We start from the raw sequence: 25110 nt of genomic DNA on the forward strand, positions 1-25110 counted from the left end.
CGGATCAGTCAGCCGAAGCGACTTTGGGCGGGTGACCCTGATGGGAGTCCATGTAGCCCTCGATGCTTGCTTCGAGGTCGGCCATGGCTTCACCGCCCGCCATGAGGTCGGTGATCTCTTCGCGGGTCTTCTCGCCCTTGCGGAAGTCGGCGGCGATGGCGCCGCGGATCAGAACAGCGAAGTGGTCGCCCACGGTCATCGCGTGCATGACCTGATGGGTGATGAAGATCACCGCGAGGCCGCGCTTTTTCGCTTCGTTGACGATGCGCAGAACGTGGGCCGCCTGCTTTACGCCCAGCGCCGCAGTCGGCTCGTCGAGGATCAGAACGCGGGCACCGAAGTACACAGCGCGGGCAATCGCCAGCGACTGGCGCTCACCGCCCGACAGGCCGCCCACGAGGCGGTCACCGTCGGTGATGCGGGTGATGCCCATCTTCTGGACTTCCTCGACGGCGATCCTGTTCGCCTTGTTGCGATCGAAGACCTTGAACGGACCGAAGCCCTTGGTCGGCTCGACGCCCATGAAGAAGTTGCGGCCGACCGACATTAGCGGATAAGTCCCGCCGAACTGGTGCACGGTCGCGATGCCGCGATCGTGAGCGTCGCGCGGACCGTCGAACGTAACAGGCTTGCCGTCGACAAGGATCTCGCCGCGGATCGGTGCGTGCACACCGGCGAGCGTTTTGATGAGGGTCGACTTACCGGCGCCGTTGTCGCCCAGCAGGCAGAGCACTTCGCCTGCGCGGACTTTGAGCGAGATTTCATGGAGAACGTCGATCGGGCCAAAGCTCTTGTCGACATTCTTCAGTTCGATAACAGGTGGGTTGGAAGACACGATCTCAGGCCTTTTTCTTGGAAACGGCGCTGAGCGCCTTTTTGCGGAAGATCTCGTTCATGCCAACGGCGGCAAGAAGCATGATGCCGATGATCAGGCTGGACCAGTTACGGTCGATATCGGTGAAATAGATGCCTTGGCTCACGACGCCGAAGGTCAACGTGCCGAAGAAAATGCCCACGACAGAGCCGAAACCGCCCGTGATCAGTGTACCGCCAACGACGACGCTGACGATGACGTTGAAGATGACGTTGAAGATGATGTTCATGCCGCCCGACACCTGCGCCGAGTTGAACAGGATCGCTTGGCACATGCCGACAAACGTCGCGGCGGTGGCCGACATGATGAACAGACCGATCGTCATCTTGCGGACGGGAATACCTGCGTTACGTGCGGATTCCTTGTCGCCGCCCATGGCGAAAAGCCAGTTGCCGAACGGGCTTTTGTGGACAAAGAACCAGAACACGACAGCGAAGATGATCCACCAGACGATGATGATCTGGTGGCTGGCCGCGACGAGACGGCCAAAGATGAACTTGGACCACTCCGGTGCGTCGAGCGATACGCTGGCCGCGCCCGTCAGAACCTTGGATGCCGACAGGACCACGCCCTGCATCGCGACCAGCGTGCCGAGGGTGATGATCAGCGACGGGATCGTGGTGCGGGTCACCAGCAGGCCGTTCACGAGGCCGACCAGAAGGCCAACGCTCAGACCGCCGAAAATGCCCATCCATGTGGGCAGATCGCAATGGCCGGAAATCAGCGCGGTGGTGAGCGACGCTGCGGGCAGGACGGACCCCACCGACAGATCAAGCTCGCCCGCGATCATCAGAAGGCCGACGGGAAGTGCGATGATGCCGACTTCGGCGGCCATGTTCAGGAAGCTCGACCAACCGGGAGCGCCCATGAAAATCTCGCCGCCCATGCTGGCAAAGAAGATGTAGACGACAATCGTTCCAAGCAACGTCCCTGCTTCGGGACGGCGGATCAGACTGCCGAAGTTGATGGATGAACCACCGGAATTCGTCGTTTCAGATGACATTTCGTTCCCCCAGTGCGCCACGCACTTCATCTTGCCCCAATGCGCGGGCCTTCGTTTTGGACGGGCCGCGCAACGGATTGCGCGGCCCGATTTCGTATCGTGCGGAAATTAGCGGGTGCCCTGCGACGCGCCCGACATGGTCGACTCGATGTTCGACGCATCAACGATGCCAGGACCGGTGACGATTTCGCGGGTCGGGATGCTGAGGCCGTAGTTCACGTAGCCGTTCAGGATCGAAACGGCGTAGTAGCCCTGCTGGTAATCCTGCTGGTCGATTGCGCAGGCCTGCTTGCCGTCGTTGATGTTGGTCAGGATGGCTTCGTCGAAGTTGATACCGCAGAGCGATACAGCGCCTTCTTTGCCAGCCTGAGCGACTGCGGTCACGTTACCCTGTGCGGTTGCGGGCAGCGGCAGGACCGAACCGGTACCACCGGTGCTTTCGATGCCTTCAACGAAGCCGTTGCAGTAGTCTTCGATGTTCGCAGCGCCCGGCAGCGAGTTGATGCAAACGCCGTTCTTGCCACCGTTCGAGCCGAGGTACGCACCGCCAGCAACGCCGGCTTTGTAGTCGACTGCGCCGACGTAGTTCATCGCGCCGAGGCGGTCAGCACCTTCGATGCCGCCAGCGTTGTAGATGACGAGCGGGATGCCTGCTTCGACAACAGCTTCGAATGCGGGGTCCATGGCTTCCGGAACCCAGTCCGGACCGACGATTGCGTCAGCGCCTTGGTCGATGGCCTGACGGATCAGCTCCGCAGCGTCGACGCCGAGGTTGTCGTAGTTCTGCGGACCAAGCCAAGTGACCGAGCCACCCTGTGCTTCGACAACGAGACTGCGTCTTCGGCGCCGCGCTTGACGATCGACCAGAACGGATCGTCCGGCTTACCGCCGATAACGAAGATGTCTGCGGACATCGCGGTGGTCGCCATCATCGCAGTCGTCGCAGTCGTCGCAGCGGCGACAAAAAGGTTGGTCAGTTTCATGTTCAGTATCCTCCAATTTTTCACCGCATCAGCACGGCCCGGACATTTCGTGGTAGTCCCCGAGTCCTCCTCAGTCGTCGGGGGCGTGAGGGTCACGGTGAGGTGGCCCCTCCCGTTCCTTTGGCTCTCAGCTTTTCGCGTTTGACGCGAAAGCGGGCCTTCATCTCTTCGTCGGCTTCCTTGGAGCCGTCGTGCCATGTGCCGAACCAGCGGTCCCACGGCAGCACGCCGTCATCGCAGTAGTTCACCTCGAAGTACTTATGATGAAGGTAGTGGGCGTAGGCGTGGCTCTCGATTGCGCGGCCTTTACCCACTTCGAGCAGATCAAAACCTATACGCCCCACGATTGCTGCGAACGCGGCAAGGTTGAACCGCCACAGCACGAGGAAGGGATGCGAATACAGCGCGAGGTGAAGCGCAACCGTCCCGAAATAGAGCAGCCCTTCGACCGGATGCATCGACAGCGACGACCACGGGCTCGGGTTGATCGAGTTGTGGTGAACCGAATGCACCCACTTGTAGAGAGGCTGCTGGTGGATGAGCCAATGGATGCAGAAGAAGTGCACCTCGTGGATCATCGGGGTGATCAGCGTTAAAACAACGAGGTCGACCCAGCTATCTTCCCATCTCAGCCAGCCGAAGGCGTGGATGACGTTGGCGAAGCAATAGAGAAAGATCACTTCGATCACCGTCCAGATCGGCACGGACATGAACATGCTGCGCACGAAGTTGTCGAGGTTCTGGGATTTGAACCAGAATACGTCAGACGGGTTTTCGGACGGGAACTTGGCGTTGTACTTGAAACGGTTGTCCTGCTTGCGGCGGACGTAGAAGAACAGCTCGATCGAGCCGTACATCGCAAAGATACAAACCGCTTTGGCAGCCAGAAGCAGCGCGAAGCCGGCGAGGCTGAACGTCTGGAAAAGCGCGAGGTTCGGCTGGATCAGCAGGAACCAGGAGGCAAGCGTCATCGCCATGTGAAACGCGTTCCACGGCCACAGATAGGCACGCGCGAACTCACCGAGCATATCGAATTTGCCGGTCCAGAACGGTGCTATATCGAGCGGTTCATTGGGTGCCCAATTGCCGCGCTTGTCGCGCGTGCCGAACTTCAGATCGCCCATGACAAAACACTCCCCACAACCGCCCTGCCGTTCTCCTTAGATGGCCGAGCGAGTGGCAGAGATGGTTGACAGATTGTCGCAAGATCGATCAAGACTGATCCAATCTGTATCAAAATTTGATTTCAATTCACCTCAGGAGGAAGGTGCTTTGGAACTTTTTGAGGGAGGCAAAGGATGGTTTCGCGACCAACGATACGGGATTTGGCTGACGCGGCGGGTGTATCCGTTTCAACGGTAAACAGGGTCATCAACCAGCCAGAATCGGTGCGTCTACCGACACGAAACCGAGTCCTCCATGCGGCTGAGGATATCGGTTTCTATGGCCTCGGCTCGATCGAGACAGCCATCATGAAATCGCGCGAAACGCACACCATCGGCGTGCTTCTCCAGCAGAGCGACCGCGCGTTTTATCGCGGGCTCGGCAACGCTTTGGAACAAATTGCGGAGTCCTATCAGAACGCACGGATTGTGCTGAAATTGGAATATCTCAGCGACCTTAACCCCGAAAACGTCGCCGCCCGCATTCGCAATCTGGGCAACCAGTGCGAAGCGATTGCGGTCGTTGCCGCCGAACATCCCCGCGTCTCGCAGGCTATCAACGACGTCCAAACCACTGACACCCCGGTCATTGCGCTGATCGCGCCTCTCTCCGCCGACGGCGAGGTTGGGTACGTCGGACTCGATTCCTGGAAAGTCGGGCGCACTGCCGCTTGGGGCTTTGACAAGATGTGCCGCGAACAGGGCGAAATTGCCATTCTGGTCGGCAATCCGCGCTACCGGAATCAGGAACTGAACGAGATCGGCTTCCGCTCGTATTTCCGCGAACACGCCTCCGGTTTTACGTTGTTGGAGCCTCTCTCGACCTTCGAAAGCCTTGCGATCGCCAAGGAACTGACGACGGAATTGATCCGCGACCACCCGAACCTGAAAGGTATTTTCGTATCCGGCGGCGGCATTACCGGCGTCCTTGAAGCCATGCGACACGCACCCCACGACCGCGAACTGATCGTCATCGGATATGAACTATTCGAAGCGACGCGCAACGGCCTGATCGACGGCACGATGACGATGTCCATCTGCCATCCGATCTTCCCCTTGGCGCGCCAGACGATCCAAAGCCTGATTGATGCGAAGACCCGCGGTGTGGTCGCGGGTGCGACGACGACCCATCTGAACTTCGAAATTTACACGTCACAAAACATATGACGTAAAAACGTCAGAAAGTGTCATTGATGGCAAACCGCCCGACAATCAAAGACGTAGCTGCGGCCGCTGGCGTCAGCGCAACGACTGTTGATCGCGCCATCAACGGGCGAATGGCCGTACGCAAGGACACCTTGCAGAAGATCGTCGATGCTGCGCACCGCGTTGGCTACCACGGCAAGGGCAGCCTGATGAACCAGCTTGCGGAAAACAAGCCACGCTGCCGGCTTGGCGTCGTGCTGGTGAAGCGTTCGCAGGAGTTCTATCAGAACTTCGCCAAAGAGATCGAAGCGGCCATGGCGACCCAGCATCACGTGCGCGGCGAAGTCGTCATCCGCTATGCCGCTTCGCAGTCCCCCGACGACTTCGCGACGGAGCTTCGCGCGCTGGGCAACACCGTCGATGCCATTGCTTGCGTTGCGATCAACCACCAGAAACTCGACGAGGTCGTGCAAGAGCTGAAGGACAAGGGCGTGCCGGTCGTCGCGCTCCTCAACGACACGGCGCAGGGCATCCGCAAATACTACATCGGCCTTAATAATATGAAAGTTGGGCGTTCAGCGGCGTGGCTTCTGACACACACGATCAGTAAACCGGGTAAGCTGGCGGTGTTCGTCGGCGGCAACCGTTGGCATGGCCATGACCTGCGTGAGGTCGGCTTTCGCTCCTATATCCGCGCCGAAGCGCCGAGCTTTACCGTGCTCGATACGCTCGTAAATCTGGAGACGCGGAAGGTAACATACGAGGCAACGCTCGACCTTCTTCATCGCCATCCCGACCTGACCGGCATCTACGTCGCGGGCGGCGGAATGGAGGGTGCGATCGCTGCGCTGAGAGAAAGCCGCAGGGCCGGAGAAGTCAGTCTGATCGTCAACGAACTCACCCATGAAAGCCGCGCCGCGCTCGCTGATGGCTACGTGCAAATGGTTAATGTCACCCCCCTGCCCGAGCTATGCAGCGAGCTGGTCAAACTGGTGACGGAGACCTTCGACGAAGCATCAGAAGGCGTGCCAGGCCAGCGTTTTCTGGAACCGAGGGTCATTTTGCCGGAGATGATATAATGACGTTTTTACGTCATTATTCCCCACTAAATTTCGTCATGAATGACGCGTTATGTGCCTCGCTAAATTGACCTGACGCAGGCTTCGGCATCACGGTGCCTCTAACAGCGACCGAAAGTGGAGATTCGGACGCTTTTGAAGGACACAATGAAAAAAGTGCTGAACCAGATCACGGTTCCCCATCTCTCGTTCGAAGCTTTCCTCGATCTGGCGGCCCAGCTCGGTTGCATCGGCGTCGAAGCGCGCAATGACATGGACGCGCTGGATCGCCCGCTTTTCGACGATATGGACCCTGCCACGGCAGGCGAGATGATCCGCGCGAAGGGCCTCCGCCTTGTTGGCCTCAGCCAGGTTTATCCGTTCAACGACTGGAACGATGACCGCCGCGCGGAAGTCGCGAAGCTGGTCGAAACCGCAAAGGCCGTTCAAGCCGAAACCATCAGCCTTATCCCGCGCAACGACGGTGTCGGCATTGCGAATGGTGAACGGCAGGCAAACCTGCGGATCGCTCTCAAGGAAATCTATCCGATGCTGGTCGAGGCCGACATGATCGCGCTCGTCGAACCGCTCGGTTTCGGTCGGTCCTCGCTGCGGTCGAAGGCGGAATTGATCGAAACGCTCGACGCGCTTGGCGTTGCGGACCGCTACAAGCTGGTCCACGACACCTTCCATCACACGCTGGCCGAAGGCGGCGCGATCTATCCGGCACAGACGGGCATCGTGCACATCTCGGGCGTGAGCGACCCGTCGCTCACCATCGACGATATGGATGACGCGCATCGCGTTCTGATCGACGAGAACGACCAGCTTGGCAACATTGAGCAGATGCAGGCGTTCATCGACGCGGGCTATGAGGGTGCGTTCTCCTACGAATGCTTCGCGCCGGAAACGCAGCAGCTGAGAAATCACGCGGAAGAAATCGGCAAGTCCTTCGACTACATCGAAGCGCAGCTGAACGCTTGATGATGTCCGAGCTGATCCACCAGAACACAGCCGCGTTGGTCATTGGCGGCACCCAAGGCGTCGGCGAGGCGATGGCGCAACGCCTGATCGCCGAAGGTTGCCGCAAGATCGTCATCACCGGCCGCGATGCCGAAGTGGGTGAGGCGACCGCCCAGCGCATCGGTGCCGATTTCATGCAGGTCGACCTTTCCGACACGGTGGCGGTAATGAAGCTGGTGGATGATGCGGACGCGAAGCTCGGCGGCTTGAACGCGATGGCGATTGCAGGTGCGTCAACCGAGCGGGGTTCGATTCTCAATACGTCAGTCGAGCTTTATGACCGCATGTTCACGATCAACACGCGCTCGCCGTTCTTTGCGATCCAGCGGTTTGCGCAGAATGCCATCGACGCGGGGCGGCCTGCGTCGATCGTCAATATCCTCACGGTTTCGGCGATGGTCGGGCAGAGCTTCCTCAGCCCTTACGCCGCTTCCAAAGGCGCCCTGACGACGATTACCCGCAACGCAGCGCAGGCGCTTCGGCATAACCGCATCCGCGTCAACGGCATCAACTGCGGTTGGATGGACACGCCGGGCGAGCACAAGATTCAACGCGATTTTCACGGAGCCGATGACGATTGGCTCGCAAAAGCAGAAGCAGCGCAGCCGATGGGCACGCTGGTCAAAACGGACACCGTGGCGCGGCAGGCATCGCTGATGCTCAGCCCCGCTTCGGGCGTGATGACCGGCGCCATCGTGGACTTCGACCAGAACGTGGTCGGCGCGCTACCAGAGTAAAAGGACAAGGTTATGAAACTAGGTTTGGTAGGCTACGGATTTGGCGGTCGCGTGTTCCATGCGCCCTATATCGAAGCGGCGGACGGCATCGAAATCGCGGGCGTCGTTGCGCGCTCGGCTGACAAAATCGCCCAGATCAACGAACAGTTCCCCGGCGTGCCGGTCTATGCGAGCCTCGCCGCCATGATTGCGGCGGGCGAGATCGAGGCAGTGACCGTCACCACCCCGCCCGAAACGCACAAGCCGCTCGTCATGGAAGCCATTGAGGCGGGCCTGCACGTGGTCTGCGACAAACCGTTTGCCCCGACGCTGGAAGACGCGAAAGAGATGGTAGAAGCGGCCAAGGCGAAGGGCGTTCTGCTCAACGTGTTCCACAACCGCCGCTGGGACACCGATTTCCGCACTGTGAAAAGCGTGATCGACAGCGGCAAGATCGGCGATGTCTGGCGCGTTCACAACCGCATGGACTTCGACGACTGGGATACGCTGGAGGCTGGTCCGGGCGGCGGTCTGCTGCGCGACCTCGGCAGCCACGTGATCGACCAGATGCTTTACCTCTTCGGCCCTGCTGCTGCGGTGGATGCGCAAGTCGACTACGTTGATCTGCCCGAAGGCAAAACCGACGCCAGCTTCAACGTGCATGTCCGTCACAAGAGCGGTGTGCATTCCTACATCAGCGCGACCAAGATCAATTACTTCACCGAGCGCGAAATCCGCGTCTACGGGTCCGAAGGTTGCTTTGTCGTCAACGGCACCGACGTTCAGGCCCGCCGCGCCATCGCTGGCGAACGGCCGATCAACGACCCCGAAGGCTGGGGCGTCGAGCCCGAAGAGGCGTGGGGCACGCTCTACACCAAGGGCAGCCAAGAAATCGTCCCCTCGGTCCAGTCCAAGATTCAGGATCTCTACACCGAATTCGCCAAGGCCGCCCAATCCGGCGGCACCGGCCCCGTTCCGTCCGAAGGCGCTCTGCACACCGTTCGCATTCTCGATGCGGCGCGTGAGGCTGCGCGCACCGGCCAAACCGTTCTTATCGACTAACACCCATGGCCCGAGCGGCCACTTACAGGAGCTCTAAATGACCGTTCGTTTCGCAATTCTCGGCGCAGGCCGTATCGGGCAAGTCCACGCCCGCGCTGTGTCGTCCATCCCGTCCGCCCAGCTGGTCGCTGTAGCTGAACCCTTCGTCGAAGCCGCACAGCGCGTCGCCGACAAATACGGCTGCGAAATCCGCGAGATCGACGCGATCGCAGCCTCGGACGACATCGACGCCGTTGTCATCTGCACCCCGACCGACACCCACGCCGCCCTGATCGAAAAGTTTGCCAAGGCAGGCAAGGCCGTGTTCTGTGAAAAGCCCGTCGACCTGAACGTCGAACGTGTGAAGCAGGCACTCGCCACCGTCGAAGCCGAAGGCGCGACCCTCATGGTCGGTTTCAACCGCCGTTTCGACCCAGACTTCATGGCGCTGAAAGCCGCTATCGACAGCGGCAAGATCGGCGACGTGGAGATGGTCACCATCACCTCGCGCGATCCGGGCGCGCCGCCAGCGTCGTACATCAAGGTTTCGGGCGGCATCTTCCGCGACATGACCATCCATGACTTCGACGTGGCCCGCTGGCTGCTGGGCGAAGAAGTCACCACCGTCATGGCACGCGGCAGCGTTCTGACCGATCCGGCGATTGGCGAGCTTGGCGACTTCGACAGCGTCAACGTCATCCTGACCACCGCATCGGGCAAGCAGTGCACCATCACCAACTCGCGCCGCGCGACCTACGGCTACGATCAGCGTATGGAAGTGCTTGGCTCGCTGGGTATGGCGCACGCCCAGAACACCCATGAGAACACCGTCGAAGTCGCGGTCGAAGACGGCTACCACAAAGCGCCGCTCCTGAACTTCTTCATGGACCGCTACACCATGGCCTACGCCAACGAGATCGCGGCCTTCGTCGACTCGATCGAGAACGGCACCCCGACCCCGACCACCGGTCTGGACGGTCTGAAGGCGCTGGAGCTTGCCGAGGCGGCTCTGGAAAGCGCCAAGACCGGCAAAGCCGTGTCGCTGGGCTGATCCGATGGTTCAATTCGGCACAAACCCCATCGCTTGGGCAAATGACGACGATCAGTCGATCGGCGCGGACATTCCGACCGAGCGCATCCTCGAAGAAGCCGGTCTTCAGATCGGTTTCGACGGGATCGAGAACGGCCACCGCTGGCCCGAAGATCCGGTCGAATTGCGCGAGACGCTTGGCGCCTACGGCCTCAAGTTCATTTCGGGCTGGTACTCGACCGAGCTTCTGACCCGCTCGCTTGAAGACGAGATCGCGGCCTTCCAGCCGCACCTCGCAAAGCTCAAGGAAAACGGCTGCAAGGTCTGTGTGACGTGTGAAACCTCGAACGCGATCCACTCGGATCCGACCATTCCCGTCAACGACAAGCCCAGCCTGTCCGCAGACGAAATGGCCGCCTTCGGTGCCAAGATCGAAGAGTTCGCCAAGTACATGGAAAGCGAGGGTGTTTCGCTCGCCTACCATCACCACATGGGCACCATCGTTGAATCTCCCGAAGAGATCGACGCGTTCATGGCGGCGACTGGTCCGGCGACGAAGCTGCTGTTCGATGCGGGGCACTGCTTCTTCGGTGGTGGCAATCCCGAAGAGATGCTGGCCAAGCACATCGACCGCGTTGCCCACTTCCACGCCAAGAACGTCCGCCCTGCCGTGGCAGAGCGTGTCCGCAAGGACCGTATGTCGTTCATTCAAGGCGTGATTGCTGGCGCGTTCACCGTTCCCGGCGATCAGGAAGGCGCAGTCGATTTCAAACCGCTCCTCAGCCAATTGGCCGCCAAAGGCTATGATGGCTGGATCGTTATCGAGGCGGAGCAGGACCCGAATGTCCGCAATCCGCTGCTCTACCAGACCCTCGGCCTGGCGACGCTCAAGCGTCTGGCAAAAGAAATCGGTCTGATTTGACCGTCCGGCGCGGCGGCCCCGGCTGCCGTGCCCGCAATACCCGCGACCATCCACATCAGGGAGGATAGAATGGGCTATTTCACCAAAGACGACTGCAAGATCGAAGATTTCGCAGAACTCTGCGAACAGACCCTCGATCCGTTCGCCGTTCCGCAGGCCGACAGGATCGAGAAGAATATCCCGATTTACGACATGGCACGCTTCGGCTCTGCGCTGGGCGATACCGCGCAGCGGCGTAAGCTGATGGCGGAATGGGCAAACGTGCTGGGTAAGACCGCCGGCGTTCTGGTCATCAAGAACAGCTTTGCCGATCTGACCGTGCTGGATGACGCGACCCGCATCTACGAAGAGATCATCGCGGAGGAGAAAGCGGCGAGCGGCGGCGGTGCCGACCACTTTGCCGCTGCGGGCGCGAACGGCCGCGTGTGGAATGCGCTCCAGAAGCTGTGCCTCAAAGACCCCGCAGCCTTTGCCCGCTACCACGCCAACCCGTCCATCGACGCGGTGGCCGAAACGTGGCTCGGACGCGGATACCAGATGACGTAGCAAGTGAACCTCGTCCGTCCGGGCGCGAAGGCACAGCAAGCGCACCGCGACGCCATGGCCCGTGCGCTTTATCCCGCGCTGGCTACTTTGGATCAGTCCAAAGCAGAACAGGATGCCGCGATTGCCGCATGTGCCGAAGGGTACTCGCTCCCGACGAACCTCGACACCGATCCGCCCATCGGTGGCCTCGCGCCCAAAACCCAAGCGGTGATGATGTCGGAAATGCTGGCCGAAGGCGCGTCGCCCGAGGAGTTCAACGGCGCGCTCGACGCCTACATCGCCCGCCGCAAGCCGTAAAACAGAACGCCGGAAGGAAACCCCATGATCAGATACGCCGTCATCGGAGCTGGCTGGATTTCTCAGGAAGCCTTCCTGCCCGGCGTCCACACCACCGACAACTCCGTCGTCACCGCAATCGTGTCGGGCAACACCGAAGCCGCCGAAAAGCTCGCGGCTTTCCATGACGTGCCTTACGTCTGCGGCTACGATGGCTACGATGGCTACGACGATTTGCTCGCGAGCGGCAGGATCGACGCCGTCTACATCGCGCTGCCAAATTCGCTGCACGCGGACTATGCGATCCGTGCCGCCAAGGCGGGCAAACACATCCTCGTCGAAAAGCCGCTGGCGAATACGGTTGAAGAAGCCGAAGCGATGATCGCCGCTGCGCGCGAGGCTGACGTGTTTCTGATGACTGCCTACCGTCTGCACACCGAGCCCGGAAACCTCGATGCGCTGCGCTGCATTCGGGCAGGCGAGATCGGGAAGCCTATCGCCGTGCAGACGAACTTCTGTTTCCAGAATGCTGCCGGAAACAACCGCCTGAAAGCGGAACACCTCGGCGGTGCGTTGCAGGACGCTGGCGTTTACTGCGTCAATGCCGTGCGCCATATCTTTGGCGAAGAACCCACCGAGGCCCGCGCGCAGCACCATTGGCATGATGACGATCCGCGCTTCACCGAAGTGCCCGCGACAACGACCGCCACACTGAACTTCCCCTCGGGCGGTGTTGCGCAGTTTGTCGCCAGCTTTGCCATCCGCGAAACCGCCATGTTCCGCGTGATGGGCACAAAGGGCTGGATCGAACTCGACCCCGGTTTCCGGTTCGAATACGGCACGACGATGCGCGTCGGATATGACAATGAAATCGAGACGACGCTCTTCCCACAAGTCGACCAGTTCGGCGGGCAGACGTCCTATTTTTCTGACTGCATCAAAACGGGCAAAGAGCCGGTGTCCAATGGCGAAGAAGGGCTCGCCGATATGCGCGCACGGATCGCCATTGAGGAAGCCGCCCCCGCAGGCAAGGTCGTTCAGATCGACAGCCCCGCACGTGACCATTATCCCGAAATGAGCATGGAGCGTCGCTGCCCCGTCACCGACCGCCGTCTGGTTCTTCCGAAAGCCGCGCCATATCTCGGCTGACCCAGACCATCCGGTCAAGCAGCCACAGTTTCCCGATCATCGCCGTCACCATGCCGCTTACCGTGAGCGGCAGGTTCAACAGTGCAAGGCCCACGATCATCACCATCGCCCCTGCTCCGCTGAGGCGCGTCAGCCATTTGACGACCGCGACATGATGGGCGAGCGCTGGGTTGGAGGACCGCTCCAGCCAGATGCGTTCGCCGGTGACGCCTTGGCTCATCCAGTTGTCGGTGCGCTCTGGCTTCGGAAAGACGCGCGGGTTGAACAACCCCCAAAGGATCACGAGCGCCACGAGGCCCAGCGCCCACCAGCCGATCCAGACCCTGCTCCACACGGAGAGGCATAATAGCGGGAGGAGTGTGATCCGCGTCCAGCCGCTCCACGGGTTGACGTGACGCTCCCAGACGTCGGGCGTCATGCCCATCACCCGCTCGGCCCGTCCGAACGCGCGGTCGGTCATTTGGCAACCGCCATTTCAGCCATCCGCTGATCCACGACGTCATCGACCAGCATAGACGCGAGTTTCTGGCGGCAGTTCACGTCGCTCTTGCGCAGCACGGTCGAAACTTGGCTCTTTGTGGTGGCCAAGGCGGTGCCCCGCAGATCGGAGATTTCCTGATTGCTGAAACCCTTGATCATGAGCAGCGCGACCTCCTTTTCGCTATCGCTCAGGTGCCATTCTTCGAACCTTGCGTCGATCACCGCACCGATGTCGCCTGACACAGCCCGAAGCCTCAGCTCTAGATCCTTCTCCCTATTCCGGAAGCGATCAAGGCGATCCATAATGCTGTAAATCAGAAAACCGCTCGCTACCGCAGCGAGAATTGCGGAAACGCAGATCAGAACATGGGTCACGCCGTGCGAGGTCCGCGTCAGCAGCAGAAGAGCCTGCACGCCGGCGATATAGACGGCAAAAAACAGCAAAATCGCCGTTTTGGTACTGGTCTTGAGGTTGACGAACACGGTGTCCCTCCTGAAATCCTACACAATCCAGAATTAAAGCGTGCGTTCTATAAGTTGCAATCGAACAAAAGTCGAAGGCAACTCCGCATCCCCGTACAAAACTCGTCATACCTTAGGTGGAAATGCGCACCTTCGGCCGTCGATCATCCCTCTGGCTCATGGGCAGCTTGTCGCACCGATCTTTTGTCCTCCCCATCACCATTTACTTGGGAGGAGGCTATGTCAGCCCACAAGCTACTTGTTACGGCCGCTGCTGCGGCACTCATTTCTACCCCTATTCACCTTCATGCCGATGGCCTTGGAAACGCGATCAAGGATATCGGGGATTCCGTCAGCGAAGGCGTTGGCGACAATGCCGTCGGTGACGCTGTCGACGGTGTCACCAATGGCGCTGGAGATGCCGTCAACGATGTCGGCGATGCCCTGAACGGTGCAGACAACGGCGGTGACGGCGGCCTTGGCGATGGCGTCGATGATGCGCTGGGCAACAATAACACCAGCGGCGCGGTCGACGATGTCGTAGACGAGGTCGGTGACGTCCTCAACGGCGGCAACGAAGACGACGGGTCCGGCGGTGCGTCGGGCGTGGTCGATGACGTGGGCGATGCGCTCAATGGTGGCGACGATGGCGAAGGCGGTCTCGGCGATGCCGTGAATGACGCGGTCGGCGACAACGACGTGGGCAATGGGCTCGACGATGTCGTTGACGGTGTTGGTGACGCCCTGAATGGCGGATCGGGTAGCGGCGGGTCGGGCGGTTCCGGTAATGGTTCCGGCGGTTCCGGCACCGGAGGCGACGGCATGGGTGGCTCGGGTGATGGCACCGGCGGCATGGGCGACGGCACAGGCGACATGAGCGACATGATGGACGACGACAAAACCATCGGCATGGCCCAAGGCTCTGACGTCAACATGGACGAGCTCGTCTGCAACGACGGGGGCAACACGGTCGCTTACCTCGGCTGGCCCGTTCATACCTCCGGCAATGCAGAGGTCGGCACCGTTCACCGCGTGACCCTCGGCGATGGCGGGGTGATTGCCTCCATCCGGTTCGAGACGATCGCATCGGTGACCAACGGCGCCTATTGCGTGACCGTGCCTGGCGGAAACATCCAACCTATGGGTAGCTACATCAGCATCCCGATCACGCTGTCCCAGATCATGGCTGCGCGCTAAGCGAACGCCACTCGCGGAGAGCCCGGCATCCCACGCGGTTGTCGGGCTTTTTGTTTTAGCCTCATGAAAATTTCTCGGCGGATGGTGGCCAGCCATTGCCTTTGCATCGGTCCAATTCATTTCTCCTCATATGACTTTGATCCCTTGGCTCGACACTCATATCGCATTGATGCTGACGTTCCTGGCGGCTGTCGCCACGGCGGCGGCTATCCTACGTCAACGCCGCTCGCCGCGCTCTGCAATGGCGTGGCTCGCGTTCGTCGTGATGATCCCCTACATCGCGGTTCCGCTGTTCATCGCACTGGGTATCCGTCGCCGTGGTCAGCGCCACAGACGCGCGATCAAGGATCTGAGCGGAGAGCCCGGACTTCAGCGGATGCTGCGCGCCTACGACATGCCCGGCCCTGTCGATGGCAACAAGATCGAGTTCCTGCCGACGCCCGAAGTCGCCAAGAAAGCCGTGTTCGACGTTATCGCATCGGCCGAGAAAGACATCGTAGTATCGCTCTACGCGTTGACCCGCGATGAAACGGGCGCAGCATTTGTCCATGCGCTGACCGATGCGGTCAAACGAGGCGTGACGGTCCGGCTTGAGGTCGACGCGTTCGGCAGCCTCAAGCGCCCACGCTCCGCGATCCGCGAATTCAAGAAAGCCGGCGGCCAGTTCCGCCTGTTCGCGCCGCTCATCCACGGACCGATGGGCCAGCCCGTGAACCTGCGCAACCACCGCAAATTGGTGCTCGCCGACGGAAAGCGCCTCTGGGCGGGCGGTCGCAACGTGGGGCGGAGGTATCTTGGCGACTCCCAAAATAGCGATACGTGGGTCGACCTGTCGTTCTACGCGGAAGGCCCGATCACGCACGAATTCGCCCAGCTATTCTGCGAGACTTGGACCCGCTGCGGCGGCAAGATCGAGGATGACTGGCTCAAGAACCTCGGCCCCCATATCGAAAATCCGGGAACGTCTTGCCTGCAACTGATGCCGTCTGGCGCGGACCAGCAGGGCGATGCGCTTCACGATCTGATCGTGCACCTCGTCCACCGCGCCGAGCGCCGTATCTGGATATGCACCCCCTATTTCGTGCCGAGCAGTAGCCTGTTCGAAGCGCTCTCGACTGCGCGCCGCCGCGGTGTCGAGGTGCGCATCACGTTTCCCGAGCGCTCCAACCAGTCGCTCGCCGACCTCGCGCGCGGGCCCTTTGTCAACGAACTCGAAGAGCTTGGGGTCGAGATGAACGTGCTGCGTGGAAAGATGCTCCACGCCAAGGCCATCATTCTGGATGACTATACGTTTGTCGGCTCCGCAAATGTGGACGAACGCAGTCTTCTGGTAAACTATGAGTCCATGGTCATCGCGTGGTCGCAGGAAGATCGGGAGTATCTCGTCGACTGGTACCAGAAACTCGCGGAAAGGGCCGATACGGGATTGAAGCCCGCCTCGAAACCGTGGCGACTGCTGGAAAAAATCGTGAGTCTCGCGGGCCCCGAATTATAAGGGACGCTATGGAAGGCTTCGACTTATTCATCATATCGACCGGTATCATTCTTTACGCATTGATATCGGGCAAAGCCGACAAAAAGTCCTTCACCGGCCCGATTGCCTTCACCGTGTTCGGGCTCGTCGTTGGCGCGGGGCTGCTCGATTTGATCGACATTCCCATCCACAACGAGGCGCTCAACACGCTGGCCGAGATTACGCTGGTCGTCACGCTGTTCTGTGATGCGGCGCGGATTGACGTCACGAAGCTGTCGCGCGAGCATAACCTGCCGATCAAACTACTGGCTCTCGGGCTGCCGATGACGATGGCTCTGGGTGCTGCTGTGGCTTGGGCGATATTCCCTGAAATCGGGATTGGTGCGGCGTTGCTGATCGGGATCGCACTTGCGCCGACCGATGCGGCACTCGGGCAGGCTGTAGTGTCGAACAAGGCGGTCCCCCAACGCATTCGCCAAGCGCTCAACGTCGAAAGCGGGCTGAACGACGGCTTGGCCTATCCGGCGCTTCTGATCGCCGTGTCGATCGCTATCGCAACGTCCGAAGCGCGTGGAGCCTCGGCATGGGTTGCTTTTGTTGCAGCGCAAGTGGTGCTCGGCCCGCTCGTGGGCATCATCATTGGCGGCATTGGAGGGCGATGGGCCGAGAAAAGCGCGGCGTCAGGCGCGATGAACGAGGCGTTCTCGCAGATCATCGTCCTTGGCCTCGCCCTCGCATCCTATAGCGGAGCAGAGATCGTCGGGGGCAATGGCTTCCTCGCTGCTTTCGCGGCAGGTCTCATGATCGCCCGCCGCGCCAAACACATCGTCCGCGAAGCAACCCAGTTCGGAGAGGCCGAGGGGCAACTCCTCGGCCTGATCGTGTTTATCGTTTTCGGCGCTGTGCTTGTGCCCGACGCGTTCAAAAACGGGATGGACTGGCGCATATGGCCCTACGCGATCCTGTCGCTGACCGTCATCCGCATGGCTCCGGTCGCCATTTCGCTGATCGGGTCGGGCCTGAGGCCGAATACGGTCGCGTTCATCGGATGGTTCGGTCCCCGAGGGTTGGCGTCGATCCTGTATGTGCTCCTCCTCCTCGAAGAGAGCGAGATCTCCATGGATGGCGTGATCGTGCAGACGGTCTTTGCCACCGTAATCCTGTCGATCATCGCCCACGGGTTATCTGCTGTGCCCTTCGCCCGCGCTTATGCTGCCTCCACGTCCAAAGATGCAGAGGAAGAAAGCAAACAGGTTCACAGCTTTGCCCACAAATCGACGGGGAAGAAGCGCGTTCAGTCGTGACCGCCGATGAACGAGAGCGAGTAGGTCAGCGATTGGCCCGAACGGTTTTCGATCAGGATCGCGCCGCTTCGCACCGCAACGTTTGTCAGCCCGTCTGCTCCGCTTTGGCCCTGTAGTGCGCTGGCGCCCGCGTTCGCGATGCCCGATGCGACGGACATTGTGATCAGCTCCGGGGAAGTCCCCGTATCGTAAACAAAAATCGCGCTGTGTGGCGCCGACGGATTAAGGCTATCCACTGCGGTAATGAAAACAAAACCCGCCGCGCCGGGCGTCTGCACCACTCCGAGCTGGTCATCAGCCACGGCAACCGACCCCGATGACATGCGTGCGAGCTTGGACCAGCCCGTTGCCGCATCGACGCTGAGGCCCGTGTTCCAGTTTGCGCCGTCGTCGCTCACCTTGATCGCGAAGTCGTCGCTGCCCGTCGTCCCCATCTCGGCCCGCGCGGACCAGCCCGTCTGGAACAAAAGGCTTGCGGTGTCTCCCGCCTCGGACTTGTTAATCTTGAGCTGATGACCGGCCCCTTCATGGGTCAACAGAGTCGAGGGCGCCGAGACAGCCAGTCGGTTCTGCTCATCGGCAGAGGTGTTCACACCTAGCATGTCAGGCGCGGCGATATCGGCCCACGCAGTCCCGTCGAACACGACCTGTCGCGCCCCATCATCCAGCCAACCTTGCCACCCGCGTTGAGGCGTCACAAACAGCCAGCCATTCCCCGACCGACACGCAAGTTTCCCGCCTTGCCCGCTCCAATCGCCCGTCGGCGCGGCGCCCAGCGCGTAGACGGCGCCGTTCTCCACCACAGCAGGCGGATTGAGGGCCTCGACCTCCGCCAGAACAAGCTGTGTGACGTGGTCGAGCACTTCGATAGCCTCATTATGCGTGACGTGTTTTTGCGCCTGCGCGGGCTGGATAAACGGCAGGTTCAGGTTGGTGGATGTGTCGGTCATTGCGGCGATCCTCTGGTTTGTCGCCAAAATGACCCAGAGCCGTTGCGATCCACTTAAGCCACCGTACGCCCTGCGCAAATCTACATAAAAGGCGTCTCAAATCACAGGCTTAGTCCTCTTTACCGCCTCATTCCCGCCCCGCATTTACCGGCGGTCGGATTAAATCTGACTGACATTATCATGCCTGTGGGGGGCAAATGTTGAATTACGAAATTCGCGCCGGTGTTGTGGGCGCAAACGATGCGGGTCACTCGCACATTACTGACCTTGAAGTCGTCAAAATCGGTGGAGACGAATTTCTGTTTTCCACCAATCGCACTGACGGCGGGATCATTATGTGGTCGACGAATTTGCAAGAGATCGGCTACTTCGCCTACTCCGGCACTGACACCGCCGGATCGCAGCCAGATATCACCTATTTCGAAGCTGGCGGACGCGATTACCTGCTCGTAGATGACAACGGCATCAAGGCCGTGGCGATCAGCGAAAACGGCTTTGGCAAGGTCGTCGATCTAGATGCCGATTTCAGTATTTCGGCCACCGCGACGTTCGATACGGTCACACGCGAATTTATCGTTTTCGGCGGAATGGACGATGGGAGCGGCATTGTCCGCCTCAGGATCGACGATGACCTGACACTTACCGGAGAGGCGGTCACATCGGACTATCCCGACACTTTCGCAGGCGGGGTTACTGACCTGCTGCATGTCGGATTGGAGGGCAGCGACTACCTACTGTCCATCGCAAGCGAAGCTCCGGGGATCACAGTCTGGGAAGCTCAAAGGAGCAGCTTTATCAAAAATGCACACACATATAGTACTGATGACGGTTTGTGGATCACAGCCCCTACCGCGTTGGAGACGGTCGACATTGGCGGCGTGACCTATGCGCTGTTGGCTTCGTCGGGCAGCAGTTCCGTCACTGTGATGCAGGTATCCATGGCCGGAGAGCTACTTCTAACAGACCACGTCATCGACGGGTTGGAGACATTCTTCGCGAACACAAGCGCTCTGGCAGTTTGCGAGAGTGGCGAACAGCTTTGGGTGGCGGCGGGCGGCAGCGACGGCGTAACGCTGTTCATTTTAAACGAGGGCCGGCTGTATCTTATCGAGAATTTCAACGGTGTGGAATTTGCCGACTGCTCAGCGCTGGAGATCACGTCAGCCGACGACCAAATCTTAATCTACGCTAGCAGCGCGAGCGGCCTAGGTGTCACGCAAGTCGTCGTCGATACGTCGATGTTCGATGTCACAGTCAACAACGGTGACAAGGGCGGCGATCTCGTACTGGACACCTCGGGGTCCGACACGCTTTCAGGCGGCTCGGGCGAAGACATTTTCGCCCTTTCTGCCGACGGACGGACCGACACGATCAGCGACTTCCAAATCGGGAAGGACCAGATTGATTTAAGCGCATGGGACATGCTGCGATCGGCCGACCAGCTGTCATTCCAGACTGACCAGGATGGGCTGAAACTCGGCTACGGGTACGAGATCCTACTGATAAAGTCGAGCGACGGACACGTCCTGACGCCTTCCGAACTCGCAGGCAGCTTTATCTTCACAACACACCTGTCGTCGGAGCCCATTCCGACACTGCCCACGCCGGTGGACCCTGTGCCTGAACCCCAAGTGGTGTTCGAAGGTTCCGAGGGTCATGATACGCTCATTGGCAATGCGCTTAACAACATCATCAGAGGATTTGATGGCGACGACGTCCTCGCAGGTCTGGACGGACACGACCGCCTGTTCGGCGGCAAGCACTCGGACACACTGAAAGGGGGAAACGGTGACGATAAACTGACCGGAAACGGTGGTGCCGACGTGCTGATCGGTGGCAGCGGGGTGGATACGATCAAGAGCGGCGGCGGTGCGGACTTGGCCAAGGGCGGTGGGCAGAGCGATACGCTTTTCGGCCAGAAAGGAGACGATGTTCTACGTGGGCAAGGCGGCGACGATACGATCTCAGGCGGGTCGGGTGACGACCGTTTGTTTGGCAACAAGGGCAACGACAAGCTTGACGGGAATCAAGGTGCGGACCGCATCTACGGCAATGGCGGCGATGACGTGATCAGCCTCGGGACCCGTGATACTGCGACCGGCGGCAAGGGAAGCGACACGTTTATCTTCACGAAAGGAAATGCCGAAATCACCGACTTTAACCCGCGGCATGATCACCTTGAACTCACTGGATACGAACTCGGCGATCTGTCATTCCATATTACAGATGCAGGGATTTCCATAGATTTCGGCGGGCAGAACGAATTGACGCTCGACGGGGTGTCGAGCGTCAATTCGTTAATTTCATCAATAGATTTCGTCTGATCAGACGATTGTAATGTTGTCCTCAAGTACAGACAGATCGGTCACACCGACAACTTCGAGCGAGTGATCGCCGAGGTCGATCCAAGCGCTTCCGCCATCGATGTAGGCTTGGTCCATCACGTCGTCGACGGTCGCACCTTTGATGCCGAGGTTGCGGGCAACCAGTTCGATGCTGTCGTCGCCGTCTTTAAAGTCGAGAATTTTGTCGTTGCCGGAGCGGAAGACGAACGTGTCATTGCCGCCGCCGCCTTTGTAGAAATCGCGTCCTGCCTGACCGTCGAGGCGATCGTGGCCGCCGTTCCCGAGCAGACGGTCGGTGCCGCTGCCGCCTTCGATGTCATCACGGCCCTTGCCACCGCGCAGCTTGTCCTTGCCGTCGCCGCCATCGATGAAGTCGTTGCCGTTCATACCAGCGATAAGGTTCTTGCCGCTATTGCCATAAAGATCCTCGCCAGCGCGGCCACCCGTCAAATTCAGGTTCGCAACGCCGAGCAAGTGCGCCTCATCAATGCCGCTGTGAAGGTTGGCGGACGCCGAAAGGTAAAGGGCCGAGTTGTCGTAGATATCGGTGACGTAGTCGAGCTTACCGTTGCCGTCGCGCAGGTCCATCGTCAGGCGACCGATCTGGCCATCGCCGTCACCGAAGCGGACATCGACAGCGCGGGACGGATCGACTTCAATTGCATAACCGCCCGCATTTTCTGCACCCTGGCGATCACCATCGGCACGCACCCAGTATTTCCCCTGACCTTCGCCGATCGAGTAGAAACCGTCTTCATCGAGGTCGAGGTAAAACACGCCGGTGACGAAGTAAGTGTCCGCGCTGCTATCAGCGAAATCCTCGGTCACCATCGCCGCGTCGAAACCTTTGAATTCACCGTCAACATAAGAGACGCCGACTTCCGTGAACTTACCATTCATCGTGCCGATGCGGTGCGAGGCACTGGCCCAAAGCGAGTTGTAGAGCTCGTCAGCCAGATAGGTTTGGCTTAGCGTGCCAGCGTATTGCTGAAGGGCAATGTTCTCGCCCCAGCGGCCAAGGTTCTCATAACCAGCATCCTCCATACGATCACCGGGCGTGTTGCCGCCCGGACCGGAGTGGTCACCGTTGAACGTGTCGTTCATCAGCGACCAGACGGTGTAATCGTAGGCCGATTCGTGCAGCAAATCGTTGCTTGCGAGCACCTGTTTTGCGTCGCTGCTGATCGTCCCCGCAGCGAGGCCCTCGTTGACGTCAATGCCCAAGCGTTTGGCCTCTGCCTCGGGATCAAGGCGGGCACGGTTGATCAGTTCAAGGATATACTGTTCGACTGCTGTGAGCATGTTGGTCTCCTCTGGTGTGCAGAGATAGATAACAACTCAAGCAATATTTTTAAACGGAGGTTCTACTTACCCGACAAAAAGTGATCAGAGTCTATTTGCTATACCGATGGCAGAACCGAGAATTCCCATGATTGTACGTGCGGAATTGACGGGGCTTTCGGTCGCGTAGATCAAATCACCCGGTTGGATGTGGAACTGACCGGCGCTGAACAGGCCGTCCGCAGTGGTCAAATCGATAGTGAAAACAACGCGGTTGCGAGTCGGGCCCGTTCCGTTGGCGCGGATCGCGCTGTTCGGATATTCGCGGAGAATCAGGATACCCTTCGGGTTGGCACGGTCGTCGGCAACGCCGCCCACGATTGCGAGAGCTTCGAGCGCGTTGACGTCATCGGTCGGGAATTCGTGGAGCGCCTCGCTACCTGCGGCGCCGAGCGACAGGAAGGTGCGCGAGTCTTTTTCAACGATAACACGATCTCCGCCGCGCACGATCGTATCGAGCGACGGGTCGGCGTAGAGCCGTTCGAGCGAAATCGTGTAGCGGTTCGACCCACGGAACAGCTTGACCTGAGGGTTGTTCAGGTTCGACGGCACACCGCCGCCTAGAGCGATCAGCGATAGGACGGATACGTTGCGGTCTTGCAGCGGATACGAACCCGGAGCGCTGACGCCGCCGACGATATCCGCAGTATTCGCACGGCCCGGCACCACGTCGATTTGCACCTGCGCCGACGGGATGGAGTAGTTGTATTCTTCTTCGATGCGCGAACGTGCGGTCTGCGGGGACATGCCCGACACCTTCATCTCGCCCACGAACGGGAGGAAAATGCGACCTTCAGAGTTCACGCGCATCCGCTCAAGCGATGCCACCTGCTGCCCCGGACCTGTCAGGAGCGAGTTTTCCTCGGCATCCCAGACGGCGATCGACAGAAGATCACCCGGTTCGATGATGATGGACGCGGGCTGCTCGACACGGCTCGGCCAATTGTAGGCGCGCCCGTTGGAGGACGGCCAGCGGGACACAAGTGCTTGGGTCTCACGCGTGATATCAATGACTTCAAAGGGGTATGCGACGACTTCGCCTGCCTGCTGGTCATCTTTAACGGCGAGAACTTCGCCTTCGAAACCTGCGCCGCGCGGCACATCACAGGCAGCAACCGAAAAACAAAGCAGCAGTGCGCTGGAGCGCTTGAGGACAGACGACATAGACCCCCCGGTCATTTCAGGAGCGGGTAACCTCCCGCGGCAGCCTCGTCAAAATACTGAACTTCGCAGGTCGGTCAATGATCCGCTTGCACGCAACAGCATGTCACAGGCGGCCCGAAGGCCGCCCGATGATGGTATTGTCAGTAGTAAAAATCATCAACGACGATGTGACCTTCGAGGTCGGACAAATCACTCACGCCATTGAATGTGATGCTGTCGCCTGCTCCGAAATCGAGCACCACGTAGTCGCCCATATCGACGCCGTTGATGTCGATGAGCGAAGCCACGTCATAGTTATAAGCGGTCACGTTGCCGTTCAGATGCAGCAGATCGTCACCCTTTTTCCCGAAGTCGCGGATGTAGTCGGCACCGTCCCCCAGCGCAAAGAAGAAATCGTCGGTACCAGCGCCGCCAGCGAGGTAGTCATCACCCTCACCGCCGAAAATCCAATCTTGCTGAGCACCGCCGATGATGCGGTCCTTGCCCTCGTCGCCATACAGGTCGTCGTCACCGCCGCCGCCGAGGATTTTGTCATTACCCTCTTCGCCGAACAGGACGTCGTTACCGCCGCGTCCTTTCAGCTTGTCCTTGCCTGCGCTGGCGCTGAACGAGTTCGACTGGTTGTTACCGTTGTAAGTGATGCTGGACTTGGCCGTACCAAGATCATTCATGTCGCCCTTGATTTGCAGGATTTTTTTGCCGCCATCCTTTACCATGACACGGATGTCATCGGCGCCATTTGCAGCACCAAGATAGCCAGCGTCGATCGTATCGCCGTTTACGTTGTACGAGTCCAACAGCTCGAACATCTCAAAGAAATCAAGGTTGTGAGCCGCGCCGAACTTCACCGACGTTGTAAAGTCACCCTGCTTGAGGAAAAATCCGTTATCGCTAAGTTGGACGCTGTTCAGCACTTCGCCGTTGTCGACAACCTTAATGCCCTGCACGGAGTAGTCAGTACCGAAATCGCCGGCACCACGGCTATCGCCGGCACGCATGGCCTCCCAATATTCTCCAGCCGTTGCAGGTAGGTCCCCAGTGATGGTGACCTGCACATCACCGCTGGTTTGAATAATGCGATCAACTGCGCCCTCGAACCCTTCGACGCGCATGATTTCAGTGCCGGTGGTGTTCTTCTTTACCATGAAGAAGGTGGAGCCTTCGTCATACATATTTGCGGTGTACGAAATATTACGAAGTTCGACGCCCCACCATTTTTGATTGTGGACAAATGAGTTCCGATTGTAGTGCAACTGCCATGTGAATTGCTCGATGTCCTGAGCATATTGCATCGTAGGTTCGATCGCCTCATCGAGCGAAAAATCCGCGATTTCGGCGTCTACTTTGATCTTCAGCATGGCGCCAACTCCTCTTTAACGTGCCCCGCAGCGGTTCTCCGCAATGAGCAAACGCTTAACAAGAAGTTAATGCGCAAAGCACAACCTAAATACTCAATTTCCCTA

The 25110-nt window shown here is 59.5% G+C and carries 24 protein-coding genes; 14 read left to right on the top strand and 10 right to left on the bottom strand.

Features of this window, described 5'->3' with window-relative positions:
* Window positions 1-4: 4 nt before the first annotated feature.
* The 4 genes from HCZ30_RS15070 to HCZ30_RS15085 all read right to left on the bottom strand — a co-directional run bounded on the left by HCZ30_RS15070 (window position 5) and on the right by HCZ30_RS15085 (window position 3984).
* The gene (locus tag HCZ30_RS15070) at window positions 5-835 is read right to left on the bottom strand and encodes an ATP-binding cassette domain-containing protein (RefSeq protein ID WP_167639137.1); all 831 of its coding nucleotides are present in this window, start codon (window positions 833-835) and stop codon (window positions 5-7) included.
* 4 nt (window positions 836-839) lie between these two features.
* Window positions 840-1877, bottom strand: coding sequence for an ABC transporter permease (locus tag HCZ30_RS15075; RefSeq protein WP_167639138.1), 1038 nt, complete (start codon window positions 1875-1877; stop codon window positions 840-842).
* 108 nt (window positions 1878-1985) lie between these two features.
* Complete coding sequence (locus HCZ30_RS15080) at window positions 1986-2744, bottom strand: substrate-binding domain-containing protein (protein ID WP_217703068.1); 759 nt, start codon at window positions 2742-2744, stop codon at window positions 1986-1988.
* Window positions 2745-2952: 208 nt separating this feature from the next.
* A complete protein-coding gene (locus HCZ30_RS15085) occupies window positions 2953-3984 on the bottom strand; it encodes a sterol desaturase family protein (RefSeq protein ID WP_167639139.1) in 1032 nt (343 codons plus the stop codon).
* A 201-nt stretch (window positions 3985-4185) separates the two neighbouring features.
* Here HCZ30_RS15085 and HCZ30_RS15090 point away from each other — a divergent pair, with 201 nt between their 5' ends.
* The 10 genes from HCZ30_RS15090 (at window position 4186) to HCZ30_RS15130 (ending at window position 12930) form a co-directional block, all read left to right on the top strand.
* Window positions 4186-5190 (top strand): LacI family DNA-binding transcriptional regulator, encoded by a 1005-nt coding sequence (locus HCZ30_RS15090; protein ID WP_246212867.1) that lies wholly within the window; start codon window positions 4186-4188, stop codon window positions 5188-5190.
* A gap of 26 nt (window positions 5191-5216) precedes the next feature.
* On the top strand, window positions 5217-6248 hold the full coding sequence (locus HCZ30_RS15095) for a LacI family DNA-binding transcriptional regulator (protein ID WP_167639141.1): 1032 nt from the start codon (window positions 5217-5219) through the stop codon (window positions 6246-6248).
* Between the two features lie 147 nt (window positions 6249-6395).
* Complete coding sequence (locus HCZ30_RS15100; protein WP_167639142.1) at window positions 6396-7211, top strand: TIM barrel protein; 816 nt, start codon at window positions 6396-6398, stop codon at window positions 7209-7211.
* Window positions 7212-7213: 2 nt separating this feature from the next.
* A complete protein-coding gene (locus HCZ30_RS15105; protein ID WP_167639143.1) occupies window positions 7214-7987 on the top strand; it encodes an SDR family oxidoreductase in 774 nt (257 codons plus the stop codon).
* Between the two features lie 12 nt (window positions 7988-7999).
* Window positions 8000-9028, top strand: a complete 1029-nt coding sequence (locus HCZ30_RS15110) for a Gfo/Idh/MocA family protein (protein ID WP_167639144.1) — start codon at window positions 8000-8002, stop codon at window positions 9026-9028.
* Window positions 9029-9065: 37 nt separating this feature from the next.
* Entirely contained in the window at window positions 9066-10058 is a 993-nt protein-coding gene (iolG, locus tag HCZ30_RS15115) for an inositol 2-dehydrogenase (RefSeq protein ID WP_167639145.1), read from the top strand.
* 4 nt (window positions 10059-10062) lie between these two features.
* Window positions 10063-10959 carry a myo-inosose-2 dehydratase gene (gene iolE, locus HCZ30_RS15120; protein ID WP_167639146.1) on the top strand — a complete coding sequence of 299 codons (897 nt, stop codon included), beginning with the start codon at window positions 10063-10065 and terminating at the stop codon, window positions 10957-10959.
* Window positions 10960-11028: 69 nt separating this feature from the next.
* Window positions 11029-11505, top strand: coding sequence for a hypothetical protein (locus tag HCZ30_RS16840; RefSeq protein ID WP_348640403.1), 477 nt, complete (start codon window positions 11029-11031; stop codon window positions 11503-11505).
* A gap of 3 nt (window positions 11506-11508) precedes the next feature.
* Window positions 11509-11802 (top strand): hypothetical protein, encoded by a 294-nt coding sequence (locus HCZ30_RS16845; protein WP_348640404.1) that lies wholly within the window; start codon window positions 11509-11511, stop codon window positions 11800-11802.
* A 24-nt stretch (window positions 11803-11826) separates the two neighbouring features.
* A complete protein-coding gene (locus HCZ30_RS15130) occupies window positions 11827-12930 on the top strand; it encodes a Gfo/Idh/MocA family protein (protein ID WP_167639147.1) in 1104 nt (367 codons plus the stop codon).
* Here the strand turns inward: HCZ30_RS15130 and HCZ30_RS15135 are convergent.
* Window positions 12881-13354: a DUF6653 family protein gene (locus HCZ30_RS15135; protein WP_167639148.1), complete on the bottom strand. Its 474-nt coding sequence runs from the start codon at window positions 13352-13354 to the stop codon at window positions 12881-12883. The two genes, HCZ30_RS15130 and HCZ30_RS15135, sit on opposite strands and share 50 nt — an antisense overlap.
* Before the next feature lie 32 nt (window positions 13355-13386).
* On the bottom strand, window positions 13387-13893 hold the full coding sequence (locus tag HCZ30_RS15140; RefSeq protein WP_167639149.1) for a helix-turn-helix transcriptional regulator: 507 nt from the start codon (window positions 13891-13893) through the stop codon (window positions 13387-13389).
* A 219-nt stretch (window positions 13894-14112) separates the two neighbouring features.
* Here HCZ30_RS15140 and HCZ30_RS15145 point away from each other — a divergent pair, with 219 nt between their 5' ends.
* The 3 genes from HCZ30_RS15145 (at window position 14113) to HCZ30_RS15155 (ending at window position 17847) form a co-directional block, all read left to right on the top strand.
* On the top strand, window positions 14113-15069 hold the full coding sequence (locus HCZ30_RS15145) for a hypothetical protein (RefSeq protein ID WP_167639150.1): 957 nt from the start codon (window positions 14113-14115) through the stop codon (window positions 15067-15069).
* A gap of 169 nt (window positions 15070-15238) precedes the next feature.
* Window positions 15239-16564, top strand: coding sequence for a phospholipase D-like domain-containing protein (locus HCZ30_RS15150; RefSeq protein WP_167639151.1), 1326 nt, complete (start codon window positions 15239-15241; stop codon window positions 16562-16564).
* An 8-nt stretch (window positions 16565-16572) separates the two neighbouring features.
* Entirely contained in the window at window positions 16573-17847 is a 1275-nt protein-coding gene (locus HCZ30_RS15155) for a cation:proton antiporter (protein ID WP_167639152.1), read from the top strand.
* On the opposite strand, the gene HCZ30_RS15160 is transcribed toward HCZ30_RS15155, so the two are convergent.
* Window positions 17838-18797 carry a DUF2793 domain-containing protein gene (locus tag HCZ30_RS15160; RefSeq protein WP_167639153.1) on the bottom strand — a complete coding sequence of 320 codons (960 nt, stop codon included), beginning with the start codon at window positions 18795-18797 and terminating at the stop codon, window positions 17838-17840. The genes HCZ30_RS15155 and HCZ30_RS15160 overlap by 10 nt on opposite strands.
* Window positions 18798-18994: 197 nt before the next feature.
* Between HCZ30_RS15160 and HCZ30_RS15165 the strand changes: the two genes are divergently transcribed.
* A complete protein-coding gene (locus HCZ30_RS15165) occupies window positions 18995-21121 on the top strand; it encodes a calcium-binding protein (protein ID WP_167639154.1) in 2127 nt (708 codons plus the stop codon).
* Here HCZ30_RS15165 and HCZ30_RS15170 read toward each other — a convergent pair whose 3' ends face one another.
* The 3 genes from HCZ30_RS15170 to HCZ30_RS15180 all read right to left on the bottom strand — a co-directional run bounded on the left by HCZ30_RS15170 (window position 21122) and on the right by HCZ30_RS15180 (window position 25005).
* Window positions 21122-22444 carry a hypothetical protein gene (locus HCZ30_RS15170; RefSeq protein WP_167639155.1) on the bottom strand — a complete coding sequence of 441 codons (1323 nt, stop codon included), beginning with the start codon at window positions 22442-22444 and terminating at the stop codon, window positions 21122-21124.
* A gap of 84 nt (window positions 22445-22528) precedes the next feature.
* Window positions 22529-23647 (bottom strand): polysaccharide biosynthesis/export family protein, encoded by a 1119-nt coding sequence (locus HCZ30_RS15175; RefSeq protein ID WP_167639156.1) that lies wholly within the window; start codon window positions 23645-23647, stop codon window positions 22529-22531.
* Window positions 23648-23787: 140 nt separating this feature from the next.
* A complete protein-coding gene (locus tag HCZ30_RS15180) occupies window positions 23788-25005 on the bottom strand; it encodes a calcium-binding protein (RefSeq protein ID WP_167639157.1) in 1218 nt (405 codons plus the stop codon).
* Between the last annotated feature and the right edge of the window lie 105 nt (window positions 25006-25110).

This window comes from Marivivens donghaensis, from assembly GCF_011806565.1.
GTDB classification, from domain to species: domain Bacteria; phylum Pseudomonadota; class Alphaproteobacteria; order Rhodobacterales; family Rhodobacteraceae; genus Marivivens; species Marivivens donghaensis_A.

Bases quoted from the DNA above. Each gene is read 5' to 3' on its own strand.
- HCZ30_RS15075 (WP_167639138.1), bottom strand. From the start codon at position 1,877: ATGTCATCTGAAACGACGAATTCCGGTGGTTCATCCATCAACTTCGGC.
- HCZ30_RS15085 (WP_167639139.1), bottom strand. From the start codon at position 3,984: ATGGGCGATCTGAAGTTCGGCACGCGCGACAAGCGCGGCAATTGGGCA.
- HCZ30_RS15095 (WP_167639141.1), top strand. From the start codon at position 5,217: ATGGCAAACCGCCCGACAATCAAAGACGTAGCTGCGGCCGCTGGCGTC.
- HCZ30_RS15100 (WP_167639142.1), top strand. From the start codon at position 6,396: ATGAAAAAAGTGCTGAACCAGATCACGGTTCCCCATCTCTCGTTCGAA.
- HCZ30_RS15105 (WP_167639143.1), top strand. From the start codon at position 7,214: ATGTCCGAGCTGATCCACCAGAACACAGCCGCGTTGGTCATTGGCGGC.
- HCZ30_RS15110 (WP_167639144.1), top strand. From the start codon at position 8,000: ATGAAACTAGGTTTGGTAGGCTACGGATTTGGCGGTCGCGTGTTCCAT.
- iolG (WP_167639145.1), top strand. From the start codon at position 9,066: ATGACCGTTCGTTTCGCAATTCTCGGCGCAGGCCGTATCGGGCAAGTC.
- iolE (WP_167639146.1), top strand. From the start codon at position 10,063: ATGGTTCAATTCGGCACAAACCCCATCGCTTGGGCAAATGACGACGAT.
- HCZ30_RS16840 (WP_348640403.1), top strand. From the start codon at position 11,029: ATGGGCTATTTCACCAAAGACGACTGCAAGATCGAAGATTTCGCAGAA.
- HCZ30_RS15130 (WP_167639147.1), top strand. From the start codon at position 11,827: ATGATCAGATACGCCGTCATCGGAGCTGGCTGGATTTCTCAGGAAGCC.
- HCZ30_RS15135 (WP_167639148.1), bottom strand. From the start codon at position 13,354: ATGGGCATGACGCCCGACGTCTGGGAGCGTCACGTCAACCCGTGGAGC.
- HCZ30_RS15145 (WP_167639150.1), top strand. From the start codon at position 14,113: ATGTCAGCCCACAAGCTACTTGTTACGGCCGCTGCTGCGGCACTCATT.
- HCZ30_RS15150 (WP_167639151.1), top strand. From the start codon at position 15,239: ATGCTGACGTTCCTGGCGGCTGTCGCCACGGCGGCGGCTATCCTACGT.
- HCZ30_RS15155 (WP_167639152.1), top strand. From the start codon at position 16,573: ATGGAAGGCTTCGACTTATTCATCATATCGACCGGTATCATTCTTTAC.
- HCZ30_RS15160 (WP_167639153.1), bottom strand. From the start codon at position 18,797: ATGACCGACACATCCACCAACCTGAACCTGCCGTTTATCCAGCCCGCG.
- HCZ30_RS15165 (WP_167639154.1), top strand. From the start codon at position 18,995: ATGTTGAATTACGAAATTCGCGCCGGTGTTGTGGGCGCAAACGATGCG.
- HCZ30_RS15170 (WP_167639155.1), bottom strand. From the start codon at position 22,444: ATGCTCACAGCAGTCGAACAGTATATCCTTGAACTGATCAACCGTGCC.
- HCZ30_RS15175 (WP_167639156.1), bottom strand. From the start codon at position 23,647: ATGTCGTCTGTCCTCAAGCGCTCCAGCGCACTGCTGCTTTGTTTTTCG.
- HCZ30_RS15180 (WP_167639157.1), bottom strand. From the start codon at position 25,005: ATGCTGAAGATCAAAGTAGACGCCGAAATCGCGGATTTTTCGCTCGAT.